The sequence below is a fragment of the Aeromonas sp. 600774 genome (assembly GCF_049175075.1).
Lineage (GTDB): Bacteria > Pseudomonadota > Gammaproteobacteria > Enterobacterales > Aeromonadaceae > Aeromonas > Aeromonas veronii_A.
The window spans coordinates 197,418-222,028 of sequence record NZ_JAAKUJ010000008.1 but is presented as its reverse complement, the minus strand read 5'-3'; the positions used below and the strand labels follow the sequence as shown (position 1 = coordinate 222,028).

The window sequence follows — 24,611 nt, the reverse complement described above, 5'->3', positions numbered from 1 at the left end:
GAACTCAGAAGTGAAACGCGGTAGCGCCGATGGTAGTGTGGCATTCGCCATGCGAGAGTAGGACACTGCCAGGCACCTAATTAAACAGCGATGTGAAGAATCACGACGCTGGCTGCGAGGATGACACCTCATAGAAGCGGCACATGATTTAGCGAAAGCTAACCGAATGCGGAGCGGTAGTTCAGTCGGTTAGAATACCGGCCTGTCACGCCGGGGGTCGCGGGTTCGAGTCCCGTCCGCTCCGCCACTAATTTGAAGGCCTTCCCGATTGGGAAGGCCTTTTTGCTATGGGCGGTTTGCTCATAAGAGCCACAGATTTGCACACCAGAGCCAACACAAGCCCAGTCTGACGACCGGGCTTTGGTGTTTTTAGCCTGCTGGTGAGCTGCCGACATCCCACTGCGATGACACTACCTTCCCCTGTTGACGTTCTTGTTACTGTTTCCACTTCTTTATCGCGGCACATCCATCTTGGCCATAGAGCTTGAGGATTAAATCAGGCCATCTTGCAACGGTACGTCATCGCTTCCACTTGTTTGTCTAATTCCTTTATTTGTTTATGGATTTACTCCATTAAAACAGTTTCTTATCAAGAGTGAGCTGTTCTGCGGCAGGAATATTACATGATTCAAATGATAATGATTATTGTTTGAATGATCATGACAGGGTCGTTACAATGCGGGCTGATTAATAAAGTGCTTTTCAAATGAGACTTTTCTAATGCGCGCCTGGCCGGATGCCGAGCGTTGTAATGAGTGAAGTAAGGGAATACGTCACCTTCCTACAAAAAATGTTCAGGCTAAAACATGATAACAGTGAAACCAAACAAGCTTGCCTTGCTGATCTGCTCCCTTCTTGCGACTCAAGCCTATGCTGCCGAGCAGGAGGTGATGGTCGTCACCGCCTCTGGCTTTCAGCAGAAGATCGAAGATTCTGCAGCCTCCATCTCTGTGATTACCCGCGAGCAGCTGGAGAAGCGGGCATATCGGGATGTAACCGATGCCTTGAAGGATGTGCCAGGTGTGGTAGTGACTGGCGGTGGCAGCAGCAGCGATATCAGTATTCGCGGTATGGGCTCGAAATACACCCTTATGCTGGTTGATGGTAAAAAGGTGGATAGCCGTGGTACCCGGCCCAATAGCGATGGACCCGGTATCGAGCAAGGCTGGTTGCCACCGCTACAGGCGATCGAGCGGATTGAGGTCGTCCGTGGGCCCATGTCATCCCGTTATGGCTCAGATGCCATGGGTGGGGTGATCAACGTGATTACCCGCAAGACCACCGGTCTGGCCTGGCAGGGCTCGGTTCATGCTGATTCGACTTTCCAGGAAAACAAGGATGCCGGCAACAGCTTCCAGACTGATGCCTATACCGCAGGCTCACTGATCGATGGTGTGTTGGGGCTGCGCTTCAATGGACAGCTCGCTCATCGTGGTGAAGACAAATTTACCCAGGGCTTTGCCGAGCAGGAGACTCGCAGTGGCACGGCCGTGCTCAGTTTCAAGCCTGATGACCATAACCGCTTCGATCTGGAAGTCAGTCGCAGCCTGCAGGATCGGGATCGTACTGCCGGCAATTCGCTGGATGCCAAGGCGAAAGATAGCCTCAACCGCTACGAGCGCACCAACTACGCGCTAACCCATGACGGTCAATATGAGTTCGGCTCTTCCAGCAGCTATCTGCAGCAGGAGACCAACACCAACCCAGGCCGCAGGATGGAGCTCACCAACACCATCGCCGATACTCACACCCAGTTCATTTTGGGGGATCACTACCTGAGTGTCGGTGGTCAGTATCGCTATGAGGATCTACACGATCAGGGCAATACCCTGAAAGTGGCCAATCCTGCCGAGCAGCTGACCCGCTGGAGCTGGGCGATGTTTGTCGAGGATGAGTGGTCACTTACTGACAGCTTTGCCCTGACCGGTGGCGCCCGCATGGATCGGGATCAGAACTACGGCACTCACTGGAGCCCGCGCCTCTATGGCGTCTGGCATCTGGATCAGAGCTGGACCCTGAAAGGGGGCGTCTCGACCGGTTATCGCTCCCCTGACTTGCGGATGTCGGCGGCCAACTGGGGTCAGGTCACCGGTGGTGGCAGCCTGGATGGCATGCTGGTTGGCAACCCGGATCTCAAACCCGAGACCAGCGTGAGTGAAGAGATCGGTCTGCTGTGGAACGGTCATCAGGGCTTCAATGCCGGGATTACCCTGTTCAACACCGACTTCAAGAACAAGATCTCAGAAGTGCGCCGCTGTACTGACAAGAAGCAGCCTGCCTGTACGCTCAATGGTCACAGCTATGATTTCATCAGCGATCGGGTCAACGTCGACAAGGCGAACATGCGTGGGGTCGAGGGGATGATGGATTGGGCCATCAATGAGGATTGGTCGGTCAGCTCTAGCTACACATTCACTCAATCCGAGCAGAAGAGCGGCCCGCTGGCAGGCCATGCCCTCAACCAGATGCCCCGCCATATGTTCAACGGCAGTGTCGATTGGCAGACCACCGAGGATCTCAACCTCTGGTCACGGGTCAACTTCCGTGGCGAGACCTCCGAATACCTGAGCCGTGTGAAGATGGCGGATGGGACTCCTTCCTACACCTTCTTTGACATGGGGCTGGTATACAAGGCCAACAAGCATCTGGATCTGACCGCCGGGGTCTATAACCTGTTCGACAAGACGGTGGATTACAGCAGTTATGGCACAGTGCTGGATGGTCGCCGCTACAACCTGGGTGTGACCTACAACTTCTGATAGGCATAATATTACACGGCCGCCATCATCCGATGGCGGCCGTTTTTATTGCGCTTCCGTCAGGGGGCTATGCCTGATAGGGGGCGGCTTGCCAGGTATTGCGCCCCAGTCCCTTGGCCTGATACATGAGGGCGTCAGCCTGCCGTAGTAGCTGCTCGGCATCGACCTCTCTCTTTGCCGCAACCCAGACTGCCCCGGTGCTGATGGAGAGGGTCACCTCGCCGCTGCTGGTGTGCAGGGTTTGCCGGTTGCTCTCCAGGCAAATGCGCTCGGCCCACTCTTCTGTCTCTGCCAATGTGGCCAGCGGCAGCAGCAGGCAAAACTCCTCGCCCCCGATGCGGGCCAGCAGAGCCTCTTCGGGCAACAGATTCGTCACAGTAGTGGCCAGCTTTTCCAGCAACAGATCTCCGATGCCATGACCAAAGCGGTCATTGGTTTCCTTGAAGTGATCCACATCGAATAGCAGCAGGGCACTGGCCATGCCGCTTGCCAGCCGTTGCTCCATGGCGGGCATGAATGCCCGTCGATTAAGTAGCCCAGTCAGAGGATCGGTACTGGCCAGTTTCTCCAGTCTTGCGTTTGCACGGCTCAGCTCGGCGGTACGGCTCGCGACTGCGCGCCTCAGCTGTATTATGTAAGCTGCCAGAATCCCCCCTCCTGCCAGCAACAGCCAGGGACCAAGGTGGATGGGGTAGACGGTTTCGACATGCATCCATTTGCGGATGATCCGCTCCCGATCGCTCTGTTTGATTTTGGCGAATCCCTCTTCCAGCTGGCTTAACAGGGCAAGGTCCCCCTTTTTCACTGCAAAGCGGATTTGGTCGGTGTAGAGGTGGCGAACCGGAATAAAGCGGGTGGGATCGTCGGAGGTATAGATGTAGAAGTTGGCGACCTGCAGATCGGCGATAAAGGCCTTTATGTCGCCCCGAAAGGCCGCCGCCAGCAGGGTATCATTGTCATCAAAGGTCTGCAGTCTGGTTCCGGGAAAGTAGCGTCTGGCGTAATACTCTTCGTAGCCACCGGCTACCACACCGACTGTTTCATGGAGCAGGTAGTAATGGACATCGGTGCCGCGCAATTCGCTCGAGAAGAAGAGCTGTGAGTCGAGCTGGGCGAGAGGCAGGCCATAGTCGAACTGCTTGTCCCGCTCCGGTGACCAGAGCAGCCCGGCGTGAACGTCGGTTTTTCCCTTCTGGAGCAAGTCGAGAGAGCCCTGCCAGTCGACCAGCCGGAACTCGATCTTCTGGCCGGTGACCCTGGCATATTCACGCCACAAATCGATCAGCAAACCATCCGGCTGACCCGACTCATTGATATAGGAGAAGGGCTGCCAGGCTTTGGAGTTGGTAATGATGATCGGCTCTTCCTGTGCGTTGGCACAGGCTGGAGGGGCAAGTGCGAGCAGCAGGAGCCCCCATCCGATACTGATCAAGACTCCTGTCCTGGAATAAGCCATCCTTGCTCCACTCCGTTGCCAAATACCGTGCGTGGTCATCAATTATCTCCGCCTTCATCATAGAAGAATAGGGGTCAGGATGATGAAGTTTGCACACAGAGAGGCCAGGCGCAGCAGGGCAAACAAATAGAGTAATGACTTACAAAGGCAGGCTTATTCGTGCCTCCAGCCCACCTTGTGGCCGATTGAGCAGGGTCAGTTCGCCGCCGTGCTGATGGACCAGGGTACGGGCAATGGAGAGCCCGAGCCCCACGCTGCCGGACTCGGTGTTGCGGGCTTCGTCTAGCCGTACGAAGGGTTTGAACACATCTTCCAGCCGCGCAGGATCGATTCCCGGCCCGTTGTCACAGACCCGGATCAACAGCTCTTCCTTGCAGCGCTCCAGCGACACTTCGGCGCTGCCGGCATATTTGATGGCGTTGCCGATCAGGTTCTGCAATACCCGGCGCAAGGTGTTGGCTCTGCATGCGTAAACCTCTTTGCCCTCCGCCAGACAGGTGACCGGCTGACCCGTGTCGGCATAGTCATCGCAGAGGCTGACCAGCAGACTGACCAGATCAAGTTCGCGGGTGGCCTCCTGCAGCCCCTCCTCGCGGGCAAAGCTGAGGGTTGCCGCCAGCATTTGTTCCATCTGTTGCAGGGTCTGCTGGATGCGGAGCTTGTCCTCGCCATCGGCCAGAAATTCGGTACGCAGCCGCAGGCTGGTGATGGGGGTGCGCAGGTCGTGTGAGATAGCCGCCAGCATCCGGGTTCTGTCCTGCACGAAGCGGTCGAGCCGGGTGTGCATCCGGTTGAAGGCCTGGATCGACTCGCGTATCTCAATCGGCCCCACCTCCTGAAGTGGCTCTATATCCTCGCCCCGGCCCAGTCGCTCGGCATTGCCTGCCAACTGTTTGAGCGGTCGGGTGGCGCGGCGGAACAGCAACACCATCAGCCCGATAACCAGACTGGCAACCAGCATCAGGTTGAGGGTGGTTTGCCACGACCAGCTGCCCACCTCCTTGTCGACCAGTGAGCTGAACTGTAGCCAGCCACCCTGCGGCAGTTCGATGGAACCATAGAGTCGCATGTCGCGTGAAGGTGGTGGTGGCCCCTTGCGATCCCGCATCATTCTTGCGTGATGTTCCCACGCCTTGCTGCGTTGGGCATCTTCTTTCAGCTCGGCGCTGATCTCGATGGTAAGGCCTTGCGGGTAGCCGAGCCGTGAGCGTACCAGCTGTTCGAAACGGGGGCTGCGGTTGTCCGGTTGCAACGGTTCGTCGGAGAGGCGCAGTAGCAGGGTTTCGCTGCGGCTCGCCTTGAGGATCTCGTCATAGAGGGAGGGAGGGGAGAGGGAGAGCAGCCTGACCACCGAGATGATCCGCTGCATGGCGTTGCGGCTGTTGACGAAACCGAGCGCCTCCTCCCGATCAGAACGGTAGATCTGGATGCTGAGCAGCTGGATCAGGATCAGCCCCGCCAGCGCCACCAGAATGATCTGGCCTGTCAGCCCTTTGGGCCACATTTGTGCCCACAGTCGTTTCAAAAAGGCCACCGCTTATGCCTGCGTCACGTCGGCGGAGAACATATAGCCGCCGCCCCAGATGGTCTTGATCAGCTCCGGATTCTTGGGATCTCGTTCCAGCTTGCGGCGCAGGCGGCTCACCAGGGTATCGATGGCGCGATCGAAGGCCACCGCCTCGCGGCCACGGGCCAGGTCCAGCAGTTGATCCCGGCTCAATACCCGCTGCGGGCGTTCGAGAAACACCTTGAGCAGATCAAACTCGGCGGTGGAGAGGCTGAGTCCCACCCCATCCTCATCCACCAGCTCCCGGCGATTGACGTCGAGTAGCCAGCGATCGAAGCGCAGATCCCGGGTCAGGGTTTCGGCGGCAGGCTGGGTTTCGGCCTGGGTGCGGCGCATCACCGCCTTGATCCGCGCCAGTAACTCGCGCGGATTGAAAGGCTTGGCCAGATAGTCGTCGGCTCCCATCTCCAGTCCTATGATGCGATCGGTCTCTTCCCCCATGGCGGTGAGCATGATGATGGGCAGGTTCGATTTGACTCTCAGCTCGCGGCAGAGAGTCAGGCCATCTTCACCCGGCATCATCAGATCCAGCACCAGCAGGTCGAACTCCCGCTCCTCCAGCAGTCGCTTCATCTCCTTGCCATCCCGGGCGCAGCTGACCCGCAGGCCGTGCTGTTCCAGAAAGCGCTTCAAGAGATCGCGGATCTCGCTGTGGTCGTCGACCACCAGAATGTGGGTGTTGCCCTGGTTCATGGATACCTCCCCTGCTTGGCGTTGGCCCGAGTATACGAAAATCCGGCCGATGGTTTGTGTCAAAGTGTGCCAGATCCGCACGATGCCACACTCTGCTACAAAAAAGGGCGATGCTGGCAAAGTTCAGACACCGATAGGGTGTTTACTTGAGGGCAAGGCAAGAGCGCCGAACCAGAATCATCCCTACAGGAGATAGACCATGAAAAAGCTGACCAAAACCCTGCTGACTGCCACCCTGATCCTTGGCCTGCCGCTGGGCGCCTATGCAGCCAGTGAAGCTGCCCCCACCGGCCAGCCCGGAGCCATGGTGGACTGCCCGATGGACGGTAGTGGCATGATGGGTGGCAAGCACCATGGTGGTCGCCATGACAAGATGGCCCGCATGCAGAACATGACCCCGGAACAGATCCAGGCCAACCTGCAGCAACGTTATGATCGCATAGAGGATCCTGCCAAGAAGGCGGAGTTCATCAAGAACCTCAACGAGCGTGCCGCCGGCATGACCAAGCACGCCGAAGCGATGAAGCAGTTCGCCGAAGCGAACCAGTAACGCTGCTGCAGTAGCAGACCACATGACAAACCCAAAGGGTGGCCAGGGCCACCCTTTTTGCTCTTGTTGTGTTGAGCGACAGAGCTTGTCTGAATGCAGACAATTGCCAATAAAAGAGGGGGAGCCTGATGCTCCCCCTCTTGCCATCTGTACCGGTGCGGGGTTTCGCCCTACCCACCGGACGAGTGAACTTAGCCCTGAGCCTTGTCGGTCAGGGCTACTTTCTTGACGGTTTCCCCTTCGAACTTGATGACCACGTTCTTCTTGGTAGCATCGGTATCTTTCAGCAGGGTCTTGGTGGTCTCGGCCAGCATGGGAGACGCCTTGTTCAGGGCATCCAGGTCATAGGTCCACACTTCCAGACCGGCTTCGGTCTTGGTAGAGGCCGGCGCACCCAGCTTATCCTTGACCGCCTGCTTGTTGGAACCACCTTCCTTGATATCCAGTGCCTTCTTGATGGCTTCGTTGGATGCGCTATCCATGGCTCCGGATACGGCGGTGCTGGCCGCATCCTTGACGCTGCTGGTGACGCTGTCGGTCAGCGAGTCCATCAGGCCGGCATTGGCAAACAGGGGCAGGGTGGTGAGGGCAACCAGCAAACTCTTTTTCATTTTCTACAGCTTCCATGGGTTCAATGAGGCGGCTATGAAATCAGCAAAGATATTGGGCGTCAAGTGAGGCATGCAATTAACATTTCTGTTAACTGTCTCTCATTTTTCGCCAGCCATAAACAGTTTTGGTATCTCCCGCACCAACCAGCTTTTGGCCTTACCCATGGTGTCTCGCCGCCAGGCCAGCACTACTTGCAACTGATGGCGGTATTCGGGGCTGATCACCTTGAGCCGCCCGGCCCTGATATCTTCGTCAATCCAGCTCTTCGGCATGGTGCCGACCCCGATCCCCGCCAGCAGGGCATCCCGTTTCTCTGCCATGGAACTGACGGTGAGGCGTGGTTGTTTGTCCAGCAGGCGATAGGTGAGCACAGGTTTGCGCAGGGCGGTATCAGCGACCGCAATGGCGCGGTAGCGACGCAGGGTCTCATCTGCCAGCGGTTCCGGCTCCTGGTGGAGGGGATGATCAGGGTGGGCGACATAGAGCATCACCTCCTCTTTCAGCACCTGATGCTTGATGCCGGTCATCATGATGTCCGGGTTGATGGTGGAGATCAGCAGATCGGCACGGCCATCTTCCAGACACTCCCAGCTCCCTGCCAGCACCTCGGCCCGTAGCCGCAGGCGGGTATCGGTCTGTTCGGCCAGTCGCTCAACCAGAGGGAAAAGTGTTTGCAACGGAGTCAGCGCATCAACGGCGACAGTGATGTCGGTCTCCCAGCCACGGGCCAGCGCCCGGGTTTCGCCCACCAGATGTTCGGCTGCTTCCAGCAGCACCCTGCCTCGCTCCAGCAGCATGCGTCCGGCCGGGGTGAACTTGGTGCGGTGCCCGCTGCGGTCAAACAGCATGGCATCCAGTTCGTCCTCCAACTTCTGCACTGTATAGCTGAGCGCTGATGGCACCTTGCCCAGCTCGTCGGCGGCCGCCGCGAAGCTGCCGCGGCGGTCGATGGCGTCCAGTACCCGGATGGCTTCCAGGGTCAGCGCCCGCTCCTTGTTCGATTCCTTGGCCATTATCACCTTCAATTTTTTTGAATATGTTTGCCAGATTATCTCGCTAACAAGTTAGGTCAAGCACGTTTAATATTCAATTATCGCTTGGGCAGGAACGCCGAGCGGCCAAATATGCGGGAAGTTCCGCACTGTGACACACCAATTCGGTCTGTCTGATGTCGGTGAAAGAACAACACACTATTTGAATAACCTCTTGCATGGATGCATTGATTCTGGCCGAAACGGCCTTGGCAATGACATAAAACCAAGAGAGTGAATGAACATGAAAAACGTAATCAAGATGTTGGCCGCTGCAGGCCTGATGACCGCTGGTTTCGCGCAGGCTGCCGTACCGGCAGACTTCAACGCCACTCCGGGCGTGCTGTTTGTGAAGTGGAACGCCACTGCTGCGATGTATGGCAAAAGCAATCCGATGCTGGAAGTGCGTGACGAGTCTGGCGATCTGCTGGCATCAGTCCACGCCAACCTGACCGGTACCCAGCAGGTGCATATCCCGAGCCGTACCCAGGGCAACCTGACTGTCAGCCTGGCTGACCAGAGCAGCGAATACCGTATTCCGTTCGGTATCGGTAGCGGCAAACAGCGTTAATCAACCGTCCCGGTAGATGAGGAGCAGACCATGATGCAATTGAGAGCCGCAGAAGCGCGGGGCAAGGCCAACTTTGGCTGGCTGGACGCGCGCCACAGTTTCTCCTTCGGTCACTACTATGACCCGGAGTGGATGGGGCACTCGGTACTGCGGGTGATCAATCAGGATCTGGTTGCGCCGGGTGGCGGATTCGCCACCCACCCTCACGCCAACATGGAGATCCTCACCTGCGTGCTGCAAGGCACCATAGAGCACAAGGACAGCCTCGGCCATGCCGAGCAGATCCCGGCAGGGGATTTCCAGCTGATGAGCGCAGGCAGCGGGATCCGCCACAGCGAGTACAACCCCTCGCAGACGGATCCTCTCTCCCTGTTGCAGATCTGGATCGAGCCGAACGAGTTTGGCACGCCACCCGGATATCAGCAGAAGAAGATAGAGTCCAGACCGGGCATGACGCTGGTGGCGTCACCGGATGGCGAGGATGGATCGCTGCGGATCCGCCAACAGGCCCGCGTATGGCGGCTGGAACTGGCCCCGGGCGAGACGCTCGAATGGGCTCTGGCTGGCCGACACGGTTACCTGCAGATGATTTCAGGGGAGCTGACCGCCAACGGTCTGGCTGCCCGACCCGGCGACGGGGTGCTCAGTCGTGATGAATACCGGTGGGAGCTGGTTGCGACCAGTGCCACCCAAGCCCTGTTATTTGACCTACCCTGAAGCAGTCAGCGGTGATGTGACACAAACGAGGAAGATGAAATGGACAAGATGAAAGATGTAGCGCTGCTGGCGGGTCGTGTACTGCTGGCGCTGATGTTCGTAATGGCGGGCTGGAGCAAGATCGGCGGCTACGCCGGTACTCAGGGCTATATGGAAGCGATGGGCGTACCGGGCTTTATGTTGCCGCTGGTGATCCTGCTTGAGCTGGGTGGTGGCCTTGCCGTCGTGCTGGGTCTCTTTACCCGCAGCCTCTCCGTGCTGCTGGCCGGTTTCACCCTGATGGCTGCCTTTATTTTCCACTATCAGCCTGCTGAACAGATGCAGATGCTGATGTTTATGAAGAACGTCTCAGTGGCCGGAGGTTTCCTGGCGCTGGCGGCGGCCGGAGCAGGGGCTTTCAGTCTGGATGCCCGTCTCGGCAAAAACTGGTAACAGCCAGTCAGTTTGAGTTTTCCAAGCCTTTTGGCCGGTGCAACTGCACCGGCTTTTTTCTGTCTGCGAGATAGTACTGCACAAATCTGCGGCGCCCCTCATGGTTCAGCGGTTTACCCGCCTGCTGGCCACAAGTGCCTTTTGCATCTTATCCCCCGATCCCCGACAATTCCTTCTCTTGTGAAGTGACGGAAATGGCTTGCCTTTTCCCTCGCCCCCTCTCATCCACAGGCGGGAATTGCTCATGTTTACCCTCTACCACTCCAATCAGCTTGATCTGCTCAAGGAGCTGCTGGTGAGCCGCATCCGGCAGGCCCCTCTCTCTCACCCCTTCGAGCGGGAGCAGATCCTGGTACAGAGTCCGGGCATGGCACAGTGGCTCAAGCTGGAGCTGGCCAAAGCCTTCGGCATCGCCGCCAATATCGACTTTCCGCTGCCCGCCAGCTTTATCTGGGAGATGTTCACCCGGGTGCTGGCGGATGTACCGCGTCAGAGCCCCTACAACAAGGGCTCCATGAGCTGGCAGCTGATGACCATTCTGCCTGCTTTGCTGGACAGGCCCGCCTTTGCCCCGCTCGCCGCCTATCTGGGCGGGGGAGATGAGGAGGATCCTGCCAGGGATCCCGAGCAGGTGCGGCTGTGGCAGCTCTGCCAGAAGGTGGCGGATCTCTTTGACCAGTATCTGGTCTATCGGCCGGACTGGATCGCCCGTTGGGAAGAGGGGGAAGGATTGAGTCAGGAGCTGGCCGGAGTGAGCGGTCAGGACTGGCAGCCGGAGCTGTGGCGTGAGCTGGTGGCCCGCACGTTGGCGCTCTCTCCGAGTGGCTACCACCGCGCCAACCTCTACGAGGAGTTTATCCACGAGCTGGAGCGTACTGCCGATCTGCCGGGCAAGCTGCCGCAGCGGGTGTTCGTATTCGGCATCTCGGCGCTGCCGCCGCGCTATGTGGAGGCGCTGCTGGCCCTCGGCAGTCGGCCTGAGGTGGAGGTGCATCTGTTCGTTACCAACCCCTGCCGCTACTACTGGGGGGATCTGCTGGATCGCAAGACGCTGGCGCGCCTCGAAAACAAGCTCAAACCCGGCACCGATATCGAGACATTGCAGGGCCCCGCCAACCCGCTGCTCGCCTCCATGGGCAAGCTGGGGCGCGACTACCTGCATCAGCTGATGGAGCTGGAGGTGCCGCAAATCGAGGCCTTCGTCGATATCGACGAGGTGGATGGCAAGGGCAATATCAAGCTGCTGCATGCCATCCAGAAGGATGTGCTGGAGCTGGCCGAGCGAGGCGCCGGTCAGTTCGATCTCGACAGCAGCCATCACAAGAGCCCGATCGATCCGGCGGATGGATCCTTGCAGATCCACGCCTGTCACGGCCCGATGCGCGAACTCGAGGTGCTGCACGACCGGCTGCTGGCGCTGTTCGAGCAGGACCCGACCCTCACCCCGAAAGACGTGGTGGTAATGATGCCGGATGTGAACAGCTACGGCCCCTACATTCAGGCGGTGTTTGGCGCGCGAGGCCAGATCCCCTTTGCGGTATCGGATCGGGCGGCGAATCAGGAGAGCCCGCTGCTGCAAAGCTTCCTCGCCCTGCTCAGGCTGCCCAACGCCCGCTTCGGGGCAGGGGAGCTGCTGGCCATTCTCGAGGTGCCCGCCGTGCTGCGCCGCTTCGAGCTGGATGACGACGAGTTCAACCAGTTGCGGGTCTGGGTGCAGGAGACCGGCATCCGCTGGGGGTTGGATGACGGCTATCCCGTGCGGTTCGATCTGCCGCCCATGTCCGGCAACAGCTGGCTGTTCGGCCTGCGCCGCATGCTGCTCGGTTTTGCCATGGGCGACGGTGAACCGGTGGCGGGCATCCTGCCCTATGCCGATATCGAGGGGCAGCAGGGGCTGGCGCTCGGCAAGCTCGCCTGGTTCGTCGATTCGCTGGCCGAATTCCTGCCCCGCCTGCAACAGGCCCAGCCGTTGGCCGAGTGGAACGCCTGCCTGCTGGCGCTGCTGGAGCGCTTCTATCTGGCCGACGAGGATGAAGAGCGTCAGCTCCAGCTTATTCGCAGCCAGCTGGTCGAGTGGCAGACCCGGCTCGGCGAGGCCCGTTTCGAGCAGCCCATCACCGCCGACCTGCTGCAGGACTACCTCGGCAGCGTGCTGGGAGAGTCCCGCTCCAGCCAGCGTTTCCTCGCCGGTCAGGTCAACTTCTGCACCCTGATGCCGATGCGCTCCATCCCCTTCAAGCAGGTCTGCCTGCTTGGCATGAACGACGGTGTCTACCCGCGCACCCTGGCCCCCATGGGGTTCGATCTGATGGCGGTGGCGGGCCGGCGCGGGGATCGCTCCCGTCGCGATGATGACCGCTACCTCTTCCTCGAGGCGCTCTTGAGTGCCCAGCAGGGGCTCTACATCAGCTATCAGGGCTTCAGCGCGCAGGACAACAGCGACAAGGTGCCGTCGGTGCTGCTGGCGGAGCTGATCGACTATGTGCGGCAGGGCTTTGTGCTGGCGGGGGATGAGGATCTCGACGACGAAACCTCCGGCAAGCGGCTGCTCAGCCACCTGATGGTGGCGCATCCGCTCACCCCCTACAGCCGCAACTACTTCTACCCGGAGGCGGGTTCGCGCCTCTTTACCTATGCCGCCGACTGGTTGCCTGCCCTCAATCCGGTGCGCGGCGCTGCCAACTTCCAGAGCGGCGAGCTGCCTTTACCCCCCGAATGGGGCAAGGAGCAGGGGCTGGAGCTGGCGGAGCTGCTGCGCTTCTATCGACAGCCCACCAAATATTTCCTCAACCGCCGTCTCAAGGTGTGGTTTGAGCTGAACGAAGCCAACATCGAGGACAGCGAGCCGTTCGAGCTGGATAGCCTGCAACATTACCAGCTGAAAGATCTGCTGCTCGATGCCCATCTGGCGGAAGGTGAAAGTACCGAGTGTCGCGAGCGGTTGCAGCTCACCGGCCTGCTGCCGCAAGGGTGGTTCGGCAGCCTGCTGCTGGACGATCTGGATGCCGAGATGGGCAAGCTGGCGGATCGGCTGCGGCCATGGGTTGCTGCCAATGAGTCAGAAAAGCAGGCGGTGGAGATCGATATCTCGCTGACTCAGGGTCAGCTGCAAGGGTGGATCGACACCCAGAAGGGGCGTTTGCTGGTGGTCAAACCCGGCAGCTTCAACGGCAAGGATCTGCTGCTGGGCTGGATCCAGCACCTCTGCCTCTCCCTCAGCGGCGCCCCCGGCGACACCCTGCTGTTCGATGCCAAACAGAGTCTGCGGTTAGCCAAGCTCGCTGCCGACGAGGCGCGCCCCAAGCTGGCGGCGCTGGTGGCGTGCTGGGCGCAGGGGATGAAGCGGCCGCTGCCGTTTTTCCCCAACACCGCCTGGGATTGGCTCAAGGCGATCGAGAAGGATCCCGACAAGCCGGAGGCGGCCGACAAGGCGGCTCTCACCCGTTTCAATGGCGGCTGGATGATCAATGGGGAGGGGCAAGACGTTTACGTCGCCCGCTGCTTCCCCGAACTCGATGACGAGGTGTTGGGGCAGTTGCAGGCGCTGGCCCGCGAACACCTGACCCCGCTGCTCAAGACCCTGGAGGAGCTGAAATAATGGCTAACCCGCTCAATACCCTGCGTTTTCCCCTCCATGGTGAACGACTGATCGAAGCCTCCGCCGGTACCGGCAAGACCTACACCATCGCCGGTCTCTATCTACGCCTCTTGCTGGGCCACGGTCCGCTCATCGAAGAGGGGGCTGATGCCGGTCAGCCGAGCGCCCATGAACGGCCGCTCTCGGTAACCGAAATTCTGGTGGTGACCTTTACCGAAGCGGCCACCGCCGAGCTGCGCGGGCGGATCCGCGGCCGCATCCACGAGGCGCGGCTCGCCTTTATGCGCGGCCACAGCAGTGACACCCTGCTGGCCCAACTGCTGGCCGAGGTGGCGGATCACGAGCTGGCGGCCCGTCGCCTGCTGGCCGCCGAGCGGCAGATGGATGAGGCGGCGGTCTTTACCATCCACGGCTTCTGCCAGCGGATGCTCAAGCAGAACGCCTTCGAATCGGGTGCCCTCTTTGAAACCGAATTTCTTACCGACGACAGCCAGCTCAGGCTGCAGGCGGTGAGCGACTACTGGCGCGCCGAGTTCTATCCGGTGGATAAAGCCCTCGCCAGCGCCGTGCGCGCGCTCTGGCCGAGCCCCGCCGCCCTGCTGCGGGAGATGGGCAGCTGGCTCGACAATAGCGAGCTGGAGATCCACCCCGCGTTGGGGGATGAGACCCTCGCCGCCCGCCATCAGGCGGCCATGAGCCGCATCGCGGCAGTGAAAAACGAATGGCTGGCGCAGACGGACGAGATCCGCCGCCAGACCGACGGCCAGATCAGCCGCTACACCGGCAAGAACTACGAAGGGTGGCTTGCCAAGATAGCCGACTGGGCGCAAGACGAAAGCAGTGGCTACGCCATTCCCAAGGAGCTGGAGCGCTTCGGCCAGAGGGTGCTGGAGGAGAACCTCAAGAAGGGGGGCGCCGTGCCGACCCTGCTGCTGTTCAGCCAGATAGACGAGTTGCTGGCGAGCCGCCCCGGTATTCGGGATCTCATCCTGCAGCGGGCTGCCAAGGTGGTGCGCAGCCGGATGCTGGCCAGCAAGCGCCAAGCCCATCAGCTCTCGTTCGATGACCTGCTGAAAGATCTCGACGGGGCGCTCGGCTCCAGCCTTGGCGAGCGGCTCTGCGAGCGCATTCGCGCCACCTACCGAGTGGCAATGATCGATGAATTTCAGGATACCGATCCCCAGCAGTACCGCATCTTCCATCGCCTCTACGGCGGCCATAGCGACACGGCGCTTTTGATGATCGGTGACCCCAAGCAGGCCATCTACGGCTTTCGCGGCGCCGACATCTTTACCTACATTCAGGCGCGGCGAAATGTGAGCGCCCACTACACCCTCGGGCGCAACTGGCGCTCCAGCAGTGCGTTGGTGGGGGCTGTCAACGGCCTGTTCGAGCGGGCGAAAGATCCCTTTATCTACGAAGCGGATATCCCCTTCCTGCCGGTGGAGGCGCAGGGCAAGAGCAAGGCGCTGTTGCTCGATGGCGCCACCGCCCCTGTGCTCCACTGCTGGCAGCTGACCGGCCAGCCCACCTTCAACCGGGGGGATTACCAGAGCAAGATGGCCCGCGCCACCGCCGCCGAGATCCACCGCCTGCTGACGCTGGCCCGCGAGGGCAAGGCATTGATCGGTGACAAGGCGGTGAAGGCCGGGGATATCGCCGTGCTGGTGCGCACCGGCAGCGAGGGCAAGCTGGTGCAGCAGGAGCTGGCGCGCCTCGCCATCGCCTCCGTCTATCTGTCGAACCGCGAGAGCGTGCTGGAGCAGACGGAGGCGCGGGAGATTTTGCTGATTCTGCACGCCTGCCAAAACCCGAGCGAAGAGCGCAGCCTGCGGGCCGCGCTCGCCACCGGGCTGTTTGATCTCGACGCGAAGGCGCTCGATGGGCTGGCCAGCGACGAGCGGGCGTGGGAGAGCGCGGTGCAGGAGTTTATGGAGTACCGCAAGATCTGGCATCGCCGCGGCGTGCTGGCGATGCTGCGGGCCCTGCTGCACCGGCGCAATCTCGCCTCTTCGCTGTTGGCGAGCCCCTATGGCGAGCGGCGGCTGACCAACTTCCTCCATCTTGGCGAGCTGCTGCAACAGGTGAGCAGCGAGCTGGACGGGGAGTACGCCCTGCTGCGCTGGCTGGGGGAGGCGGTGAGTCGCCCCAACGGGCAGGATGCTGAGCAGGTACTGCGCCTCGAATCCGAGCGCAAGCTGGTGCAGATCGTCACCATCCACAAATCCAAGGGGCTGGAGTACCCGCTGGTGTTTCTGCCCTTTATCTGCAGCCACAGAACCGCCGAGACCCCGCTCTATCACGAGGCGGACGAGGCGGGCAATCGCACCATTCTCGATCTGACCGGTGCCGAGGGCTCCCTGGCGGAGGCCGACCGCGAGCGCCTTGCCGAAGATTTGCGGCTGCTCTATGTGGCGCTGACCCGGGGCGTCTACGCCACCTGGCTGGGGCTGGCGCCGGTGCGGGCGGGGTCGGGCAAGTCGGAGAAGACCGACCTGCACCACACCGCCATCGGTTACCTGCTGCAAAAGGGCGAGGAGGGGGATGCCGAAACCTTGGCGACCGCCCTCACCGAGCTGGCACAGGCGCTGCCCGGGGTGGCCGTCGGTGAGCCCTCGCTCACCCGTCCGGCCCCGCTGCCGATAGAGGAGGAGCAGCTGGGCGAGCCGCAGGTGCGCCACTTTAGCGGTTCCCTTGAGCGGGACTGGTGGATCAGCTCCTACTCCGGGCTGGCGGCGCAGGGCCACGGTCACAGCAAGGGGGTCTTGGCCAACCCCGGCTTCGATGACGAGGTAGTGACCGAGGCGGCCGCGCTGGCTTCCGAGCAACCGGAAGAGGCGCCCCAGCCCTCCATCTTCACCTTCCCGAAAGGGGCGCGCCCCGGCACCTTGCTGCACAGCCTGTTCGAGACCATCGACTTTCAAAGTGCCGGCGGCGAGCCGCTGGCAGAGCATATCGCCACCCTGCTGGCGCAGGATGGTTTTGACGAGAGTTGGGCGCCAGTGCTGCAACAGCAGGTGGAGGCGGTGCTGGATACCCCGCTGGAGACAGGCTTTGGCGAGCCGGTGCGGCTGCGGGATCTGGCCCCCGAGCACAAACAGGTGGAGCTGGAGTTCTTCCTGCCCATGGGGCGGGTGACGGCACCGGCGCTGACCGCGCTCTGCCAGCAGCACGACCCGTTGTCGCGGGGCAACAAGCCGCTCAGCTTTGCTACCGTGCAGGGGATGCTCAAGGGCTTTATCGATCTGGTGTTCGAGTGGCAGGGGCGCTGGTATCTGCTCGACTACAAATCGAACCACCTCGGCATGAGCCCCGCCGATTACAGCCGTCCGGCGCTGGAGCGGGCGATGACCGAGCACCGCTACGACCTGCAATACCAGCTCTACTCGCTGGCGCTGCACCGGCTGCTCACCCTGCGCCTGCCGGGTTACGACTTCGAGCAGCACTTTGGCGGCGTTTTCTATCTGTTCCTGCGCGGCATGCCGCAGGGGGGCATTTTCCATACCCGCCCGAGCCGTGAACTGGTGCTGGGGCTGGATAAGTTGTTTAGCGAAGGCAGTGAGCTGCCAGCAGCGGGATCCCAAGCATTGAACGAGGTAGAGGCATGAGCGGCACCATGATCAGCACCGCGACCAGCGCAATGATGGTTGAACGGTTGAAAACACTGGCGCTGGCTGGCCGTATCCGCCAGCTGGATCTGCAATTTGCCAGGCTGGTGGCCGACCTTGGCGGCAGCCCCGAGCTGGTGCTGGGGGCGGCGCTCACCTGCTTTGAGTTGGGGCGCGGCCATGTTTGTCTGCCGCTGGAGATGCTTATCGCCGGATCCCTGCGCCCGTTCGGGCTGGATCCCCAGCAGAGCCGGGATCTGCTGGGGGATCTGGCGGATCCTGCCCGCTGGCCCGCCCTGTTTGCAGAGAGTCCCTTGGTGGGTACCGAACAGGATGAGGGGCTAGCCCCGCGCTGGCCGCTGCGGCTGTGGCACGGGCGGCTCTACCTCACCCGCTACCACGATTTTGAACTGGGGGTGGCCCGCCATCTGCGCGCTTTGAGTGAACGTGCCGAATGGCCGGAGATTGCCCCGGCCCTGTCGCGGCTGTTTGCCCGCGACTACGGGCTGGTGTTCGCGGCGCTGCTCAACGCCCGCCTCGCCCCCGACTTCTCGGCCCGCCACTTTATCGAGAAGTATCTCGATCTGGTGTTCCCCAATGAAGTTGATTGGCTCGCCATCGAAGGGCTGCTGGCCAGTGCCCAGGCGGCGAGCGACTTGAGCAAGCTGGATGCGCTGGTGCCCGAGGCGCTCTGCTGCAACGGCCAGAAGCTGGCGGCGGCCACGGCGGCGGCGCGCCCCTTTGCGGTGATCTCCGGCGGCCCCGGCACCGGCAAGACCACCACGGTCGCCAAACTGCTCGCCATTCTGGTGGAGACCGGCCTGCAAGCGGGCAAGGCGCCGGCGATCCGGCTGGTGGCCCCCACCGGCAAGGCGGCGGCGCGCCTCACCGAGAGTATCGGCTCTGCCCTGCAGGCCCTCGATCTGCCCCCCGAGTGGGTGGAGGCGATCCCCACCGAGGCGGGCACCCTGCACCGGCTGCTCGGGGTCATTCCGGGGCGCAGCCAGTTCCGCCATCACGCGGGCAACCCGCTGCACCTCGACTTGCTGGTGGTGGATGAGGCCTCCATGGTCGATTTGCCGATGATGGCGCGCCTGCTCGATGCGCTGCCCAGCCATGCCCGCCTGATCCTGCTCGGCGACAAGGATCAGCTCGCCTCGGTGGAGGCAGGGGCCGTGCTCGGCGATATCTGCAGCTTTATCGAACAGGGCATCAGCCCGGCGCAGGCGGATTGGCTCTCCCGCCAGACCGGCTACCGCTTGCAGGGCACGCCCGCAGGGGCGCCGGTGCGCGACAGCCTCTGTTTGCTGGCCAAGAGCTGGCGTTTTGATCAGCATTCGGGCATCGGCCAGCTGGCGCGCGCCTGCAACAGCGGCGATGCCACGGCGGTGGAATCAGTCTGGGGCGCAGGATTCGCCGATATCAGCCTGCACCCCTGGGCGGGGGAGGCGTACGACGCCCTGATTGCCCAGGGGGTTGCCGGTTACGGTAGCTATCTGAAGGCGGCCCACGCGGGGGAAGCGCCCGCCGCCGTGTTCAAGGCATTCAACAGCTTCCAGATCCTCTGTGCCCTGCGCGATGGCCCGTTCGGGGTGCTGGGTCTTAACGAGCGGCTCGAACTGGCCCTGTCACGGGCTGGCCTGATTGCCCGCGACGGCGACTGGTATGCCGGTCGCCCTGTGATGGTGGTGCGCAACGACCACGGGGTCGGCCTCTACAACGGCGATATGGGGCTCTGCCTGCCCGATGAAACCGGGCGGCTCAAGGTCTGGTTTGAGCAGCCGGATGGCACATTGCGGGCGCTTTTGCCCAGCCGGCTGCCGCCCCACGAGACCGTCTATGCCATGACCATCCACAAATCCCAGGGTTCGGAGTTTGCCCATACCGTGCTGGTGCTGCCCGACAGCCCCAGCCCGCTGCTGACCCGTGAGCTGGTCTATACCGGCATCACCCGCGCCAAGGCCCGGCTCGATCTCTACGGCGATCGCGCCCTGCTGGCACAGGCGGTACGGAAAAAGACCGAGCGTTATTCAGGGTTGGCGGAGAGGTTGGGGGAGTGATTAATGGCGGTGGTAAATGGATTTGCTACCGTTTTACGACGCTTGATTAAACGGTCAGGTGGTAAGTAACTGGGGGTCGCTATGTACTAATGAAGTATTCTTATGTACTAATGAGAGTTGGCTTTTCTTTTAATATCAGTGTGTTATGCATTGCATATCTCTAGAAGAGACTAGTAATTCCTTATTGGAAAGCTCCTTCTTGCATTACATAATGCCTGCACATGAGCCACAGTGCGTATAGGTGGGTACTAAATGGATCTTTTGGATAAGGTTATTGAGTTACTGGATTTTGTGTCAAAAAATGCTGCTTCATTGTCATTTTTTGTATTATGTCTTTCTATTTTTTTCCTCGCGGTTGCTTTATTACTGGGGAGAGTATAATGCAGTTGTCATGGGCTAAAATGCCATCAAAATGGATCTCCAGTGGAAAATTGAAAGATTTAAATGCTAATAAAAATGTTGCTGTAAATATTGCTGTCATAAAAATATATATATTGATATGCATTCGTTTGGCGCCAAGTGATAATCCTAGAAATAGCTGTGTTATAACTTATGATGAGATATCATCTGTCGCTAACTTGAGTCGCACAGTAATTAGTGGTGCGTTGAAATGGCTTATAGGCAATAATATAATTGAAGCAAGTGGCAAAAGAGTTAGGATATATAGCATACCTAATTATAATAATCCTGGGTGGTGCAAGTTTCCTATTAAAGATGTTGTTGATAAGGGTGGGAATGTTAATTTTTTTAAAATGATATCGAATCGCCACCCAGTTGAATTACATGCGCTTAAACTAGCGTTATATTTACTTGCGATCAGAGGGAATGATGATGAACATTCAGAGGTATCCTTATCAAAAATAATTTCAAAAACAGGTGTAAACTATAAAGATATATTTCCTGCATTAACACTACTGAAAGTAGTGGGGTTGGTTTCAGATTTTCAGAGAGAAACTCTTCCACAAAGAGGAATTAGAGTTAGCCTGATGGAATACAAAACGGATGAAGTATTAAATGTATATTTTCCTTACGGTTCATATCTACCAAAGAACACAAGACGTTCCATCTCAATGCCAGCGCTTACTGTTTAGTTTTCGATCCCCCTAATTCCTATCTCGTATGTTGGGCTTCGCAGGCTCAGCACCAACCTACCGATTGTGTAGGTTGGTGCTGAGCGTAGTGAAGCCCAACGTTTACTGCGTAATCTCTTTTTTCCTCCCCCTCATCCCCGACCCTTCTCCCGCAAGGGGAGAAGGGAGGTTTGGCCCCGTGGTTATAACGTGATTGCTAACACCATATCTCTGATGCTGCTTTATCCCCTCTCCCTCTGGGAGAGGGCTAGGGTGAGGGGCGCAGGTTGGCACAATGCCAATTTCGCCCGCTTTGTGAAATCCGGTAGGGTGCAATGAACGAAGTGAATTGCACCGCTGCTATTTATCTGCCAAAAGGTGTAATGCGCTGCGCTTATTACACCCTGCATCCAACCCACACACGACAGGATGTCATTGCTTGAGACTTGAATTTAACACTATCGATCTGGATCGGGATTACGAGCTCTGTGTGCAGGCACGCAGGGATGTCTATTTTTGCAGTTTTCATACCCATGACGGCTTTGCCGACTTTATCGACGGCTATCGGGAGCGGATCCGCGAAAGGCTGGGGCAAGCGCAATGGCACTACCTTCATGTCTGGGCGGGTGAACAACGGGTGGGTCAGCTGGAGTTTCGCAGCTTTTCCGATGAGCCCGAGACCGGCTATGTGCAGCTGATTTATCTGTTCCCCGAATATCGTGGCACCGGTTTGGCTGCCGTGTTGCAGGCCTATATCCGCCAGCAGTTGCTGGGTGCGGGCTGCAAATGGGCGATCCTCTCCGTGAGTCGCACCAATGTGCGGGCCTTGAACCATTACCGGCGCTTCGGCTGGGTATTTCTGCGCCCCAATCCGAAACATCAGGAGACGGATTTTATCGGCTGACTCTGGCCGAGTGACCTCTGTGGTTGCTCCGGCGTACCCCCTCATTTTTCCCATCCCCCAACTGGCTGAATCGCGAGTTAAATCCGGTAAACAGGGCGCACTTGAGCCACACTTACTGACACCCTGATTTAGCCCATGTCGTTAGCGATCGATAACCGGTAAAGCAGTGGTAGAGTAGGGATCTGGCTGACATCGTTGTTGCAGTATGCCAAGTCGGTGTTTGAGACTGGAATTAGCACGGCCCCGAACTGGCGCGGGGCAGAAGAATAAGGATGGCCACTATGCTGCAGGACAGTGACACGATCAGGATCTCGGATGTCAGCGAAGCCGTGGTGCATGGCATTCTGGAGGTGATCAGCGATGGCATCTGGGATTGGCACGCCAATACCGGTTTAGTCTATCGCAACCCCGGCTGGTACCGGATGCTGGGCTACGAGCCCCATAGCCTCGGCAATACTGTCTTCACCTGGGAGGGGGTGATCCACCCCGATGATCTGGCCGGTGTGATGGAGAAGTTCGATGCCTGCCTGGGTGGCAAGGCGTCTGAATATTGTGCCGAGTATCGTTGCCGCTGCCGGGATGGCAGTTACCTCTGGATTGAGGATTGTGGTCGCATCATAGAGCGCAACGCTGATGGTTCTGTGGCGCGGATGATCGGTGCTCATCGCAATATCCACGCCAGCAAATTACTGCTGGAGCAGCTGGAGCTGCGCAATCAGTCGCTGGAGCAGTTGGTGGCGGAGCGCACCGCCGAGTTGGTACGACTCAACGAGGCGCTGCAACAGAGAGTCGAGGAGAATCGCCAGTTGGCGGAGACTGATGCCCTGACCGGTGCCGCCAGTCGCTACCGGCTGGAGCGGGCGTTACAGCTGGAGTGCGAGCGGGCGCGCCGCTTTCACTTGCCTTTTACCGTGATTGCCATGGATGTGGACAACTTCAAGCAGATCAATGACAGCTATGGTCACAATATCGGGGATCAGACCCTGATTAACATAGTGTCGCTGGTGCGCGACCATATCCGCGAGATCGATCTGCTGGCTCGTTGGGGCGGTGACGAGTTTATGGTGTTGTTGCCCAATACCGGCCGTGACGATGCGCTGGTGGTGGCGAACAAGTTTCAGGCATTGATGGTGACGCACCCCATCTGTCCCCGCGGTGTCACCACCATGAGCTTCGGAGTGGCGGAGTATCATCAGGGCGAGCAGAAGGAGAGTCTGATGGTACGCGCCGATCGGGCGCTCTATCAGGCAAAGCAGCAGGGCAAGAACCAGATCTGCTGACGACACATCAGCCAATAGAAGGGCCGCAGGCGTGAAACCTGCGGCCCTTTTGCATTCAGGCACAACAGCATGGTTGGGGGAGGTGCGACTTAGAAGTGGTAGCGCAGACCCAGCTTGAAGGTATCCAGTGAGTAGTGCTCGTCACCCAGGCTCAGGGCGTTGAACTGGCGCTCGTAACCGATACCGGCAGAGAAGTGATCGTTGAAGGCGTAGTCCAGACCCACTTCCAGATTGGGGTGTACCTTGCTCTTGGTTGCGCTCTCGCTTACCTGACCGCTGAGACCCAGGATGGTGACGTTGCCGACAACGTCCACTTCGGTGCGGGTGTAGGCAATGCCCGGCTTGGCATAGGCGCTGAAGCCCCAGGCCAGCGGCTGGCTCAGCTTGGCGGCCAGGCTGATGCTGCGGGTTTCGATAGTGGTGTCGGCAAAGCCGGTCGCAATCTGGGAGGTCACCCAGGTCAGTTGATCCATCTGTTGGGCGTGCAGGCCACCTTCAACGGCCAGCCAGGGGTTGAAGCTGTAACCCACGATCAGGCTGCCGCCGTCGAGTTGGTCGTCGATCACTTTGGCGTCATACACGCGCTGGAGGTCACCGTCGAGATCCATCTTGGAGGTGGTCAGATCCAGACCTGCATACCAGCCTTCGGCATGAGCGCTGCCATTCATGGCCAGAGCAATCAGGGAGAAAGCTGCAATTTTATTAAACTTGTTCATGGATAAATAAACCTTATGTTGCGTGAACTGCGTGTGATTTATGTCGCTCAATCCATGAGGTTTTTTATATTTCCGTTATTGCTCTGCTTTTACAGAGGGGCGCAGTATAGTCAGCGAGTTTATGAATAACAAGATAGTGGTTTGCAGATCCATCTAAATAAGACCAGCTGCAGGCTGGCCATTATTGTTTAATAAATGGTGTTATTAGAGTTTTAGCTTTATTGAGATTGAAATAATTAAGTGGTGTGTTCAATGGTGATTAAAGTGCTCACCATCAGCCATATGTGATTGATTTTTATCGGTATAATTTTTTACCCTGAGTGGGATCATGTTTAGTTGATCAAAAAAATGGTATTTTAGATGCTACTTATCCTGTTCTGTGTCTTTTTGGTTGTTATTTGAGCGGCAGGCAAGATGATGCTGTGAGAAAAAATCTATCAGATTATCTGTTTTCGCTCTTATCTAGATTTGGGATTGTTCCCAAAGTGGTTTTCGGTGGTCTTTTGAGGCTTTTTTGGCCAGCCCGGATGAGGGGGCGAGGGTGTTGCAATGGGCTCCGTGTGGCTTTCTTTTAGGCTGTGTTTTGTCTTCCGGACTGCGCGTATCGATAGGGGGCGGGGGAATTCGTAGTGCTGCGCGATTAATTTTGGCGAGCTCTTTATAGAAGGCGTATTTCAAAATGCTTGTCTGTTTTTAAAAAAACAGATGGATATTGGTGTATATATTACTCTAAATATTACTTGATTACCGTTGATGGCTTGCAATTTGATTTAATATTCGAGATGTCATCGGGGGCTTTTTACTACAGCATGCTTCAATTCAACCTGTAATCTCTCGAGTTAAAAGCGATGAGAAAATAGGCGTAAATATTATTCTCAATATCCCCGGATATTCTTTATCCCAAGAGTATGACAACTATCCTGCCGTCGCCTTGTTTATCAATCATCAGATATAGCAATAGTTATAAAGCAAACAGTATATTTTTAG

Annotated in this window: 17 protein-coding genes and 1 tRNA gene; 12 read left to right on the top strand and 6 right to left on the bottom strand. The window is 58.7% G+C overall.

Annotated elements, in window-relative coordinates:
- Positions 1-170: 170 nt before the first annotated feature.
- Together G5171_RS10955 and G5171_RS10950 are read left to right on the top strand one after the other, a co-directional pair.
- Positions 171-247, top strand: a tRNA-Asp gene (locus G5171_RS10955).
- Positions 248-806: 559 nt separating this feature from the next.
- Positions 807-2,759, top strand: coding sequence for a ligand-gated channel protein (locus tag G5171_RS10950; RefSeq protein ID WP_216979697.1), 1,953 nt, complete (start codon positions 807-809; stop codon positions 2,757-2,759).
- A 67-nt stretch (positions 2,760-2,826) separates the two neighbouring features.
- Here G5171_RS10950 and G5171_RS10945 read toward each other — a convergent pair whose 3' ends face one another.
- From G5171_RS10945 to G5171_RS10935, 3 genes are all read right to left on the bottom strand, one after another.
- Positions 2,827-4,215 (bottom strand): transporter substrate-binding domain-containing diguanylate cyclase, encoded by a 1,389-nt coding sequence (locus G5171_RS10945; protein ID WP_041234046.1) that lies wholly within the window; start codon positions 4,213-4,215, stop codon positions 2,827-2,829.
- Positions 4,216-4,354: 139 nt separating this feature from the next.
- Complete coding sequence (locus G5171_RS10940; protein WP_005342707.1) at positions 4,355-5,719, bottom strand: ATP-binding protein; 1,365 nt, start codon at positions 5,717-5,719, stop codon at positions 4,355-4,357.
- A 33-nt stretch (positions 5,720-5,752) separates the two neighbouring features.
- Positions 5,753-6,475, bottom strand: a complete 723-nt coding sequence (locus tag G5171_RS10935; protein ID WP_005342708.1) for a response regulator — start codon at positions 6,473-6,475, stop codon at positions 5,753-5,755.
- 199 nt (positions 6,476-6,674) lie between these two features.
- On the opposite strand from G5171_RS10935, the gene G5171_RS10930 reads away from it, so the two are divergent.
- Positions 6,675-7,025, top strand: coding sequence for a hypothetical protein (locus G5171_RS10930; RefSeq protein ID WP_005342709.1), 351 nt, complete (start codon positions 6,675-6,677; stop codon positions 7,023-7,025).
- A 191-nt stretch (positions 7,026-7,216) separates the two neighbouring features.
- Here the strand turns inward: G5171_RS10930 and G5171_RS10925 are convergent, their stop codons facing one another.
- Together G5171_RS10925 and G5171_RS10920 are read right to left on the bottom strand one after the other, a co-directional pair.
- Entirely contained in the window at positions 7,217-7,636 is a 420-nt protein-coding gene (locus tag G5171_RS10925) for a hypothetical protein (protein ID WP_421245223.1), read from the bottom strand.
- A 99-nt stretch (positions 7,637-7,735) separates the two neighbouring features.
- Positions 7,736-8,650, bottom strand: a complete 915-nt coding sequence (locus tag G5171_RS10920) for a LysR family transcriptional regulator (protein ID WP_005342714.1) — start codon at positions 8,648-8,650, stop codon at positions 7,736-7,738.
- A 256-nt stretch (positions 8,651-8,906) separates the two neighbouring features.
- On the opposite strand from G5171_RS10920, the gene G5171_RS10915 reads away from it, so the two are divergent.
- From G5171_RS10915 to G5171_RS10875, 9 genes are all read left to right on the top strand, one after another.
- A complete protein-coding gene (locus G5171_RS10915) occupies positions 8,907-9,239 on the top strand; it encodes a hypothetical protein (RefSeq protein ID WP_216979691.1) in 333 nt (110 codons plus the stop codon).
- Between the two features lie 30 nt (positions 9,240-9,269).
- On the top strand, positions 9,270-9,956 hold the full coding sequence (locus G5171_RS10910; protein ID WP_058053590.1) for a pirin family protein: 687 nt from the start codon (positions 9,270-9,272) through the stop codon (positions 9,954-9,956).
- Between the two features lie 39 nt (positions 9,957-9,995).
- Positions 9,996-10,388 (top strand): DoxX family protein, encoded by a 393-nt coding sequence (locus G5171_RS10905; RefSeq protein ID WP_005342720.1) that lies wholly within the window; start codon positions 9,996-9,998, stop codon positions 10,386-10,388.
- A gap of 244 nt (positions 10,389-10,632) precedes the next feature.
- On the top strand, positions 10,633-13,986 hold the full coding sequence (gene recC, locus G5171_RS10900) for an exodeoxyribonuclease V subunit gamma (RefSeq protein WP_421260171.1): 3,354 nt from the start codon (positions 10,633-10,635) through the stop codon (positions 13,984-13,986).
- Positions 13,986-17,594, top strand: coding sequence for an exodeoxyribonuclease V subunit beta (recB, locus tag G5171_RS10895; RefSeq protein ID WP_421260170.1), 3,609 nt, complete (start codon positions 13,986-13,988; stop codon positions 17,592-17,594). Before recC ends, recB begins: the two co-directional genes overlap by 1 nt.
- On the top strand, positions 17,591-19,654 hold the full coding sequence (recD, locus tag G5171_RS10890) for an exodeoxyribonuclease V subunit alpha (RefSeq protein ID WP_421260169.1): 2,064 nt from the start codon (positions 17,591-17,593) through the stop codon (positions 19,652-19,654). The genes recB and recD overlap by 4 nt, the downstream gene beginning before the upstream one ends.
- 380 nt (positions 19,655-20,034) lie before the next feature.
- Entirely contained in the window at positions 20,035-20,745 is a 711-nt protein-coding gene (locus G5171_RS10885) for a hypothetical protein (protein ID WP_421260168.1), read from the top strand.
- Positions 20,746-21,163: 418 nt separating this feature from the next.
- A complete protein-coding gene (locus G5171_RS10880) occupies positions 21,164-21,628 on the top strand; it encodes a GNAT family N-acetyltransferase (RefSeq protein WP_421260167.1) in 465 nt (154 codons plus the stop codon).
- Positions 21,629-21,909: 281 nt separating this feature from the next.
- Positions 21,910-22,908, top strand: coding sequence for a sensor domain-containing diguanylate cyclase (locus G5171_RS10875; protein ID WP_421250871.1), 999 nt, complete (start codon positions 21,910-21,912; stop codon positions 22,906-22,908).
- A gap of 89 nt (positions 22,909-22,997) precedes the next feature.
- Here G5171_RS10875 and G5171_RS10870 read toward each other — a convergent pair whose 3' ends face one another.
- Positions 22,998-23,624: a porin family protein gene (locus G5171_RS10870; RefSeq protein WP_421260166.1), complete on the bottom strand. Its 627-nt coding sequence runs from the start codon at positions 23,622-23,624 to the stop codon at positions 22,998-23,000.
- Between the last annotated feature and the right edge of the window lie 987 nt (positions 23,625-24,611).

Excerpts from the sequence above, each read along its gene's own strand:
- G5171_RS10950 (WP_216979697.1), top strand. The coding sequence starts at position 807 with ATGATAACAGTGAAACCAAACAAGCTTGCCTTGCTGATCTGCTCCCTT.
- G5171_RS10945 (WP_041234046.1), bottom strand. The coding sequence starts at position 4,215 with ATGGCTTATTCCAGGACAGGAGTCTTGATCAGTATCGGATGGGGGCTC.
- G5171_RS10940 (WP_005342707.1), bottom strand. The coding sequence starts at position 5,719 with ATGTGGCCCAAAGGGCTGACAGGCCAGATCATTCTGGTGGCGCTGGCG.
- G5171_RS10935 (WP_005342708.1), bottom strand. The coding sequence starts at position 6,475 with ATGAACCAGGGCAACACCCACATTCTGGTGGTCGACGACCACAGCGAG.
- G5171_RS10930 (WP_005342709.1), top strand. The coding sequence starts at position 6,675 with ATGAAAAAGCTGACCAAAACCCTGCTGACTGCCACCCTGATCCTTGGC.
- G5171_RS10925 (WP_421245223.1), bottom strand. The coding sequence starts at position 7,636 with ATGAAAAAGAGTTTGCTGGTTGCCCTCACCACCCTGCCCCTGTTTGCC.
- G5171_RS10920 (WP_005342714.1), bottom strand. The coding sequence starts at position 8,650 with ATGGCCAAGGAATCGAACAAGGAGCGGGCGCTGACCCTGGAAGCCATC.
- G5171_RS10915 (WP_216979691.1), top strand. The coding sequence starts at position 8,907 with ATGAACATGAAAAACGTAATCAAGATGTTGGCCGCTGCAGGCCTGATG.
- G5171_RS10910 (WP_058053590.1), top strand. The coding sequence starts at position 9,270 with ATGATGCAATTGAGAGCCGCAGAAGCGCGGGGCAAGGCCAACTTTGGC.
- G5171_RS10905 (WP_005342720.1), top strand. The coding sequence starts at position 9,996 with ATGGACAAGATGAAAGATGTAGCGCTGCTGGCGGGTCGTGTACTGCTG.
- recC (WP_421260171.1), top strand. The coding sequence starts at position 10,633 with ATGTTTACCCTCTACCACTCCAATCAGCTTGATCTGCTCAAGGAGCTG.
- recB (WP_421260170.1), top strand. The coding sequence starts at position 13,986 with ATGGCTAACCCGCTCAATACCCTGCGTTTTCCCCTCCATGGTGAACGA.
- recD (WP_421260169.1), top strand. The coding sequence starts at position 17,591 with ATGAGCGGCACCATGATCAGCACCGCGACCAGCGCAATGATGGTTGAA.
- G5171_RS10885 (WP_421260168.1), top strand. The coding sequence starts at position 20,035 with ATGCAGTTGTCATGGGCTAAAATGCCATCAAAATGGATCTCCAGTGGA.
- G5171_RS10875 (WP_421250871.1), top strand. The coding sequence starts at position 21,910 with ATGCTGCAGGACAGTGACACGATCAGGATCTCGGATGTCAGCGAAGCC.
- G5171_RS10870 (WP_421260166.1), bottom strand. The coding sequence starts at position 23,624 with ATGAACAAGTTTAATAAAATTGCAGCTTTCTCCCTGATTGCTCTGGCC.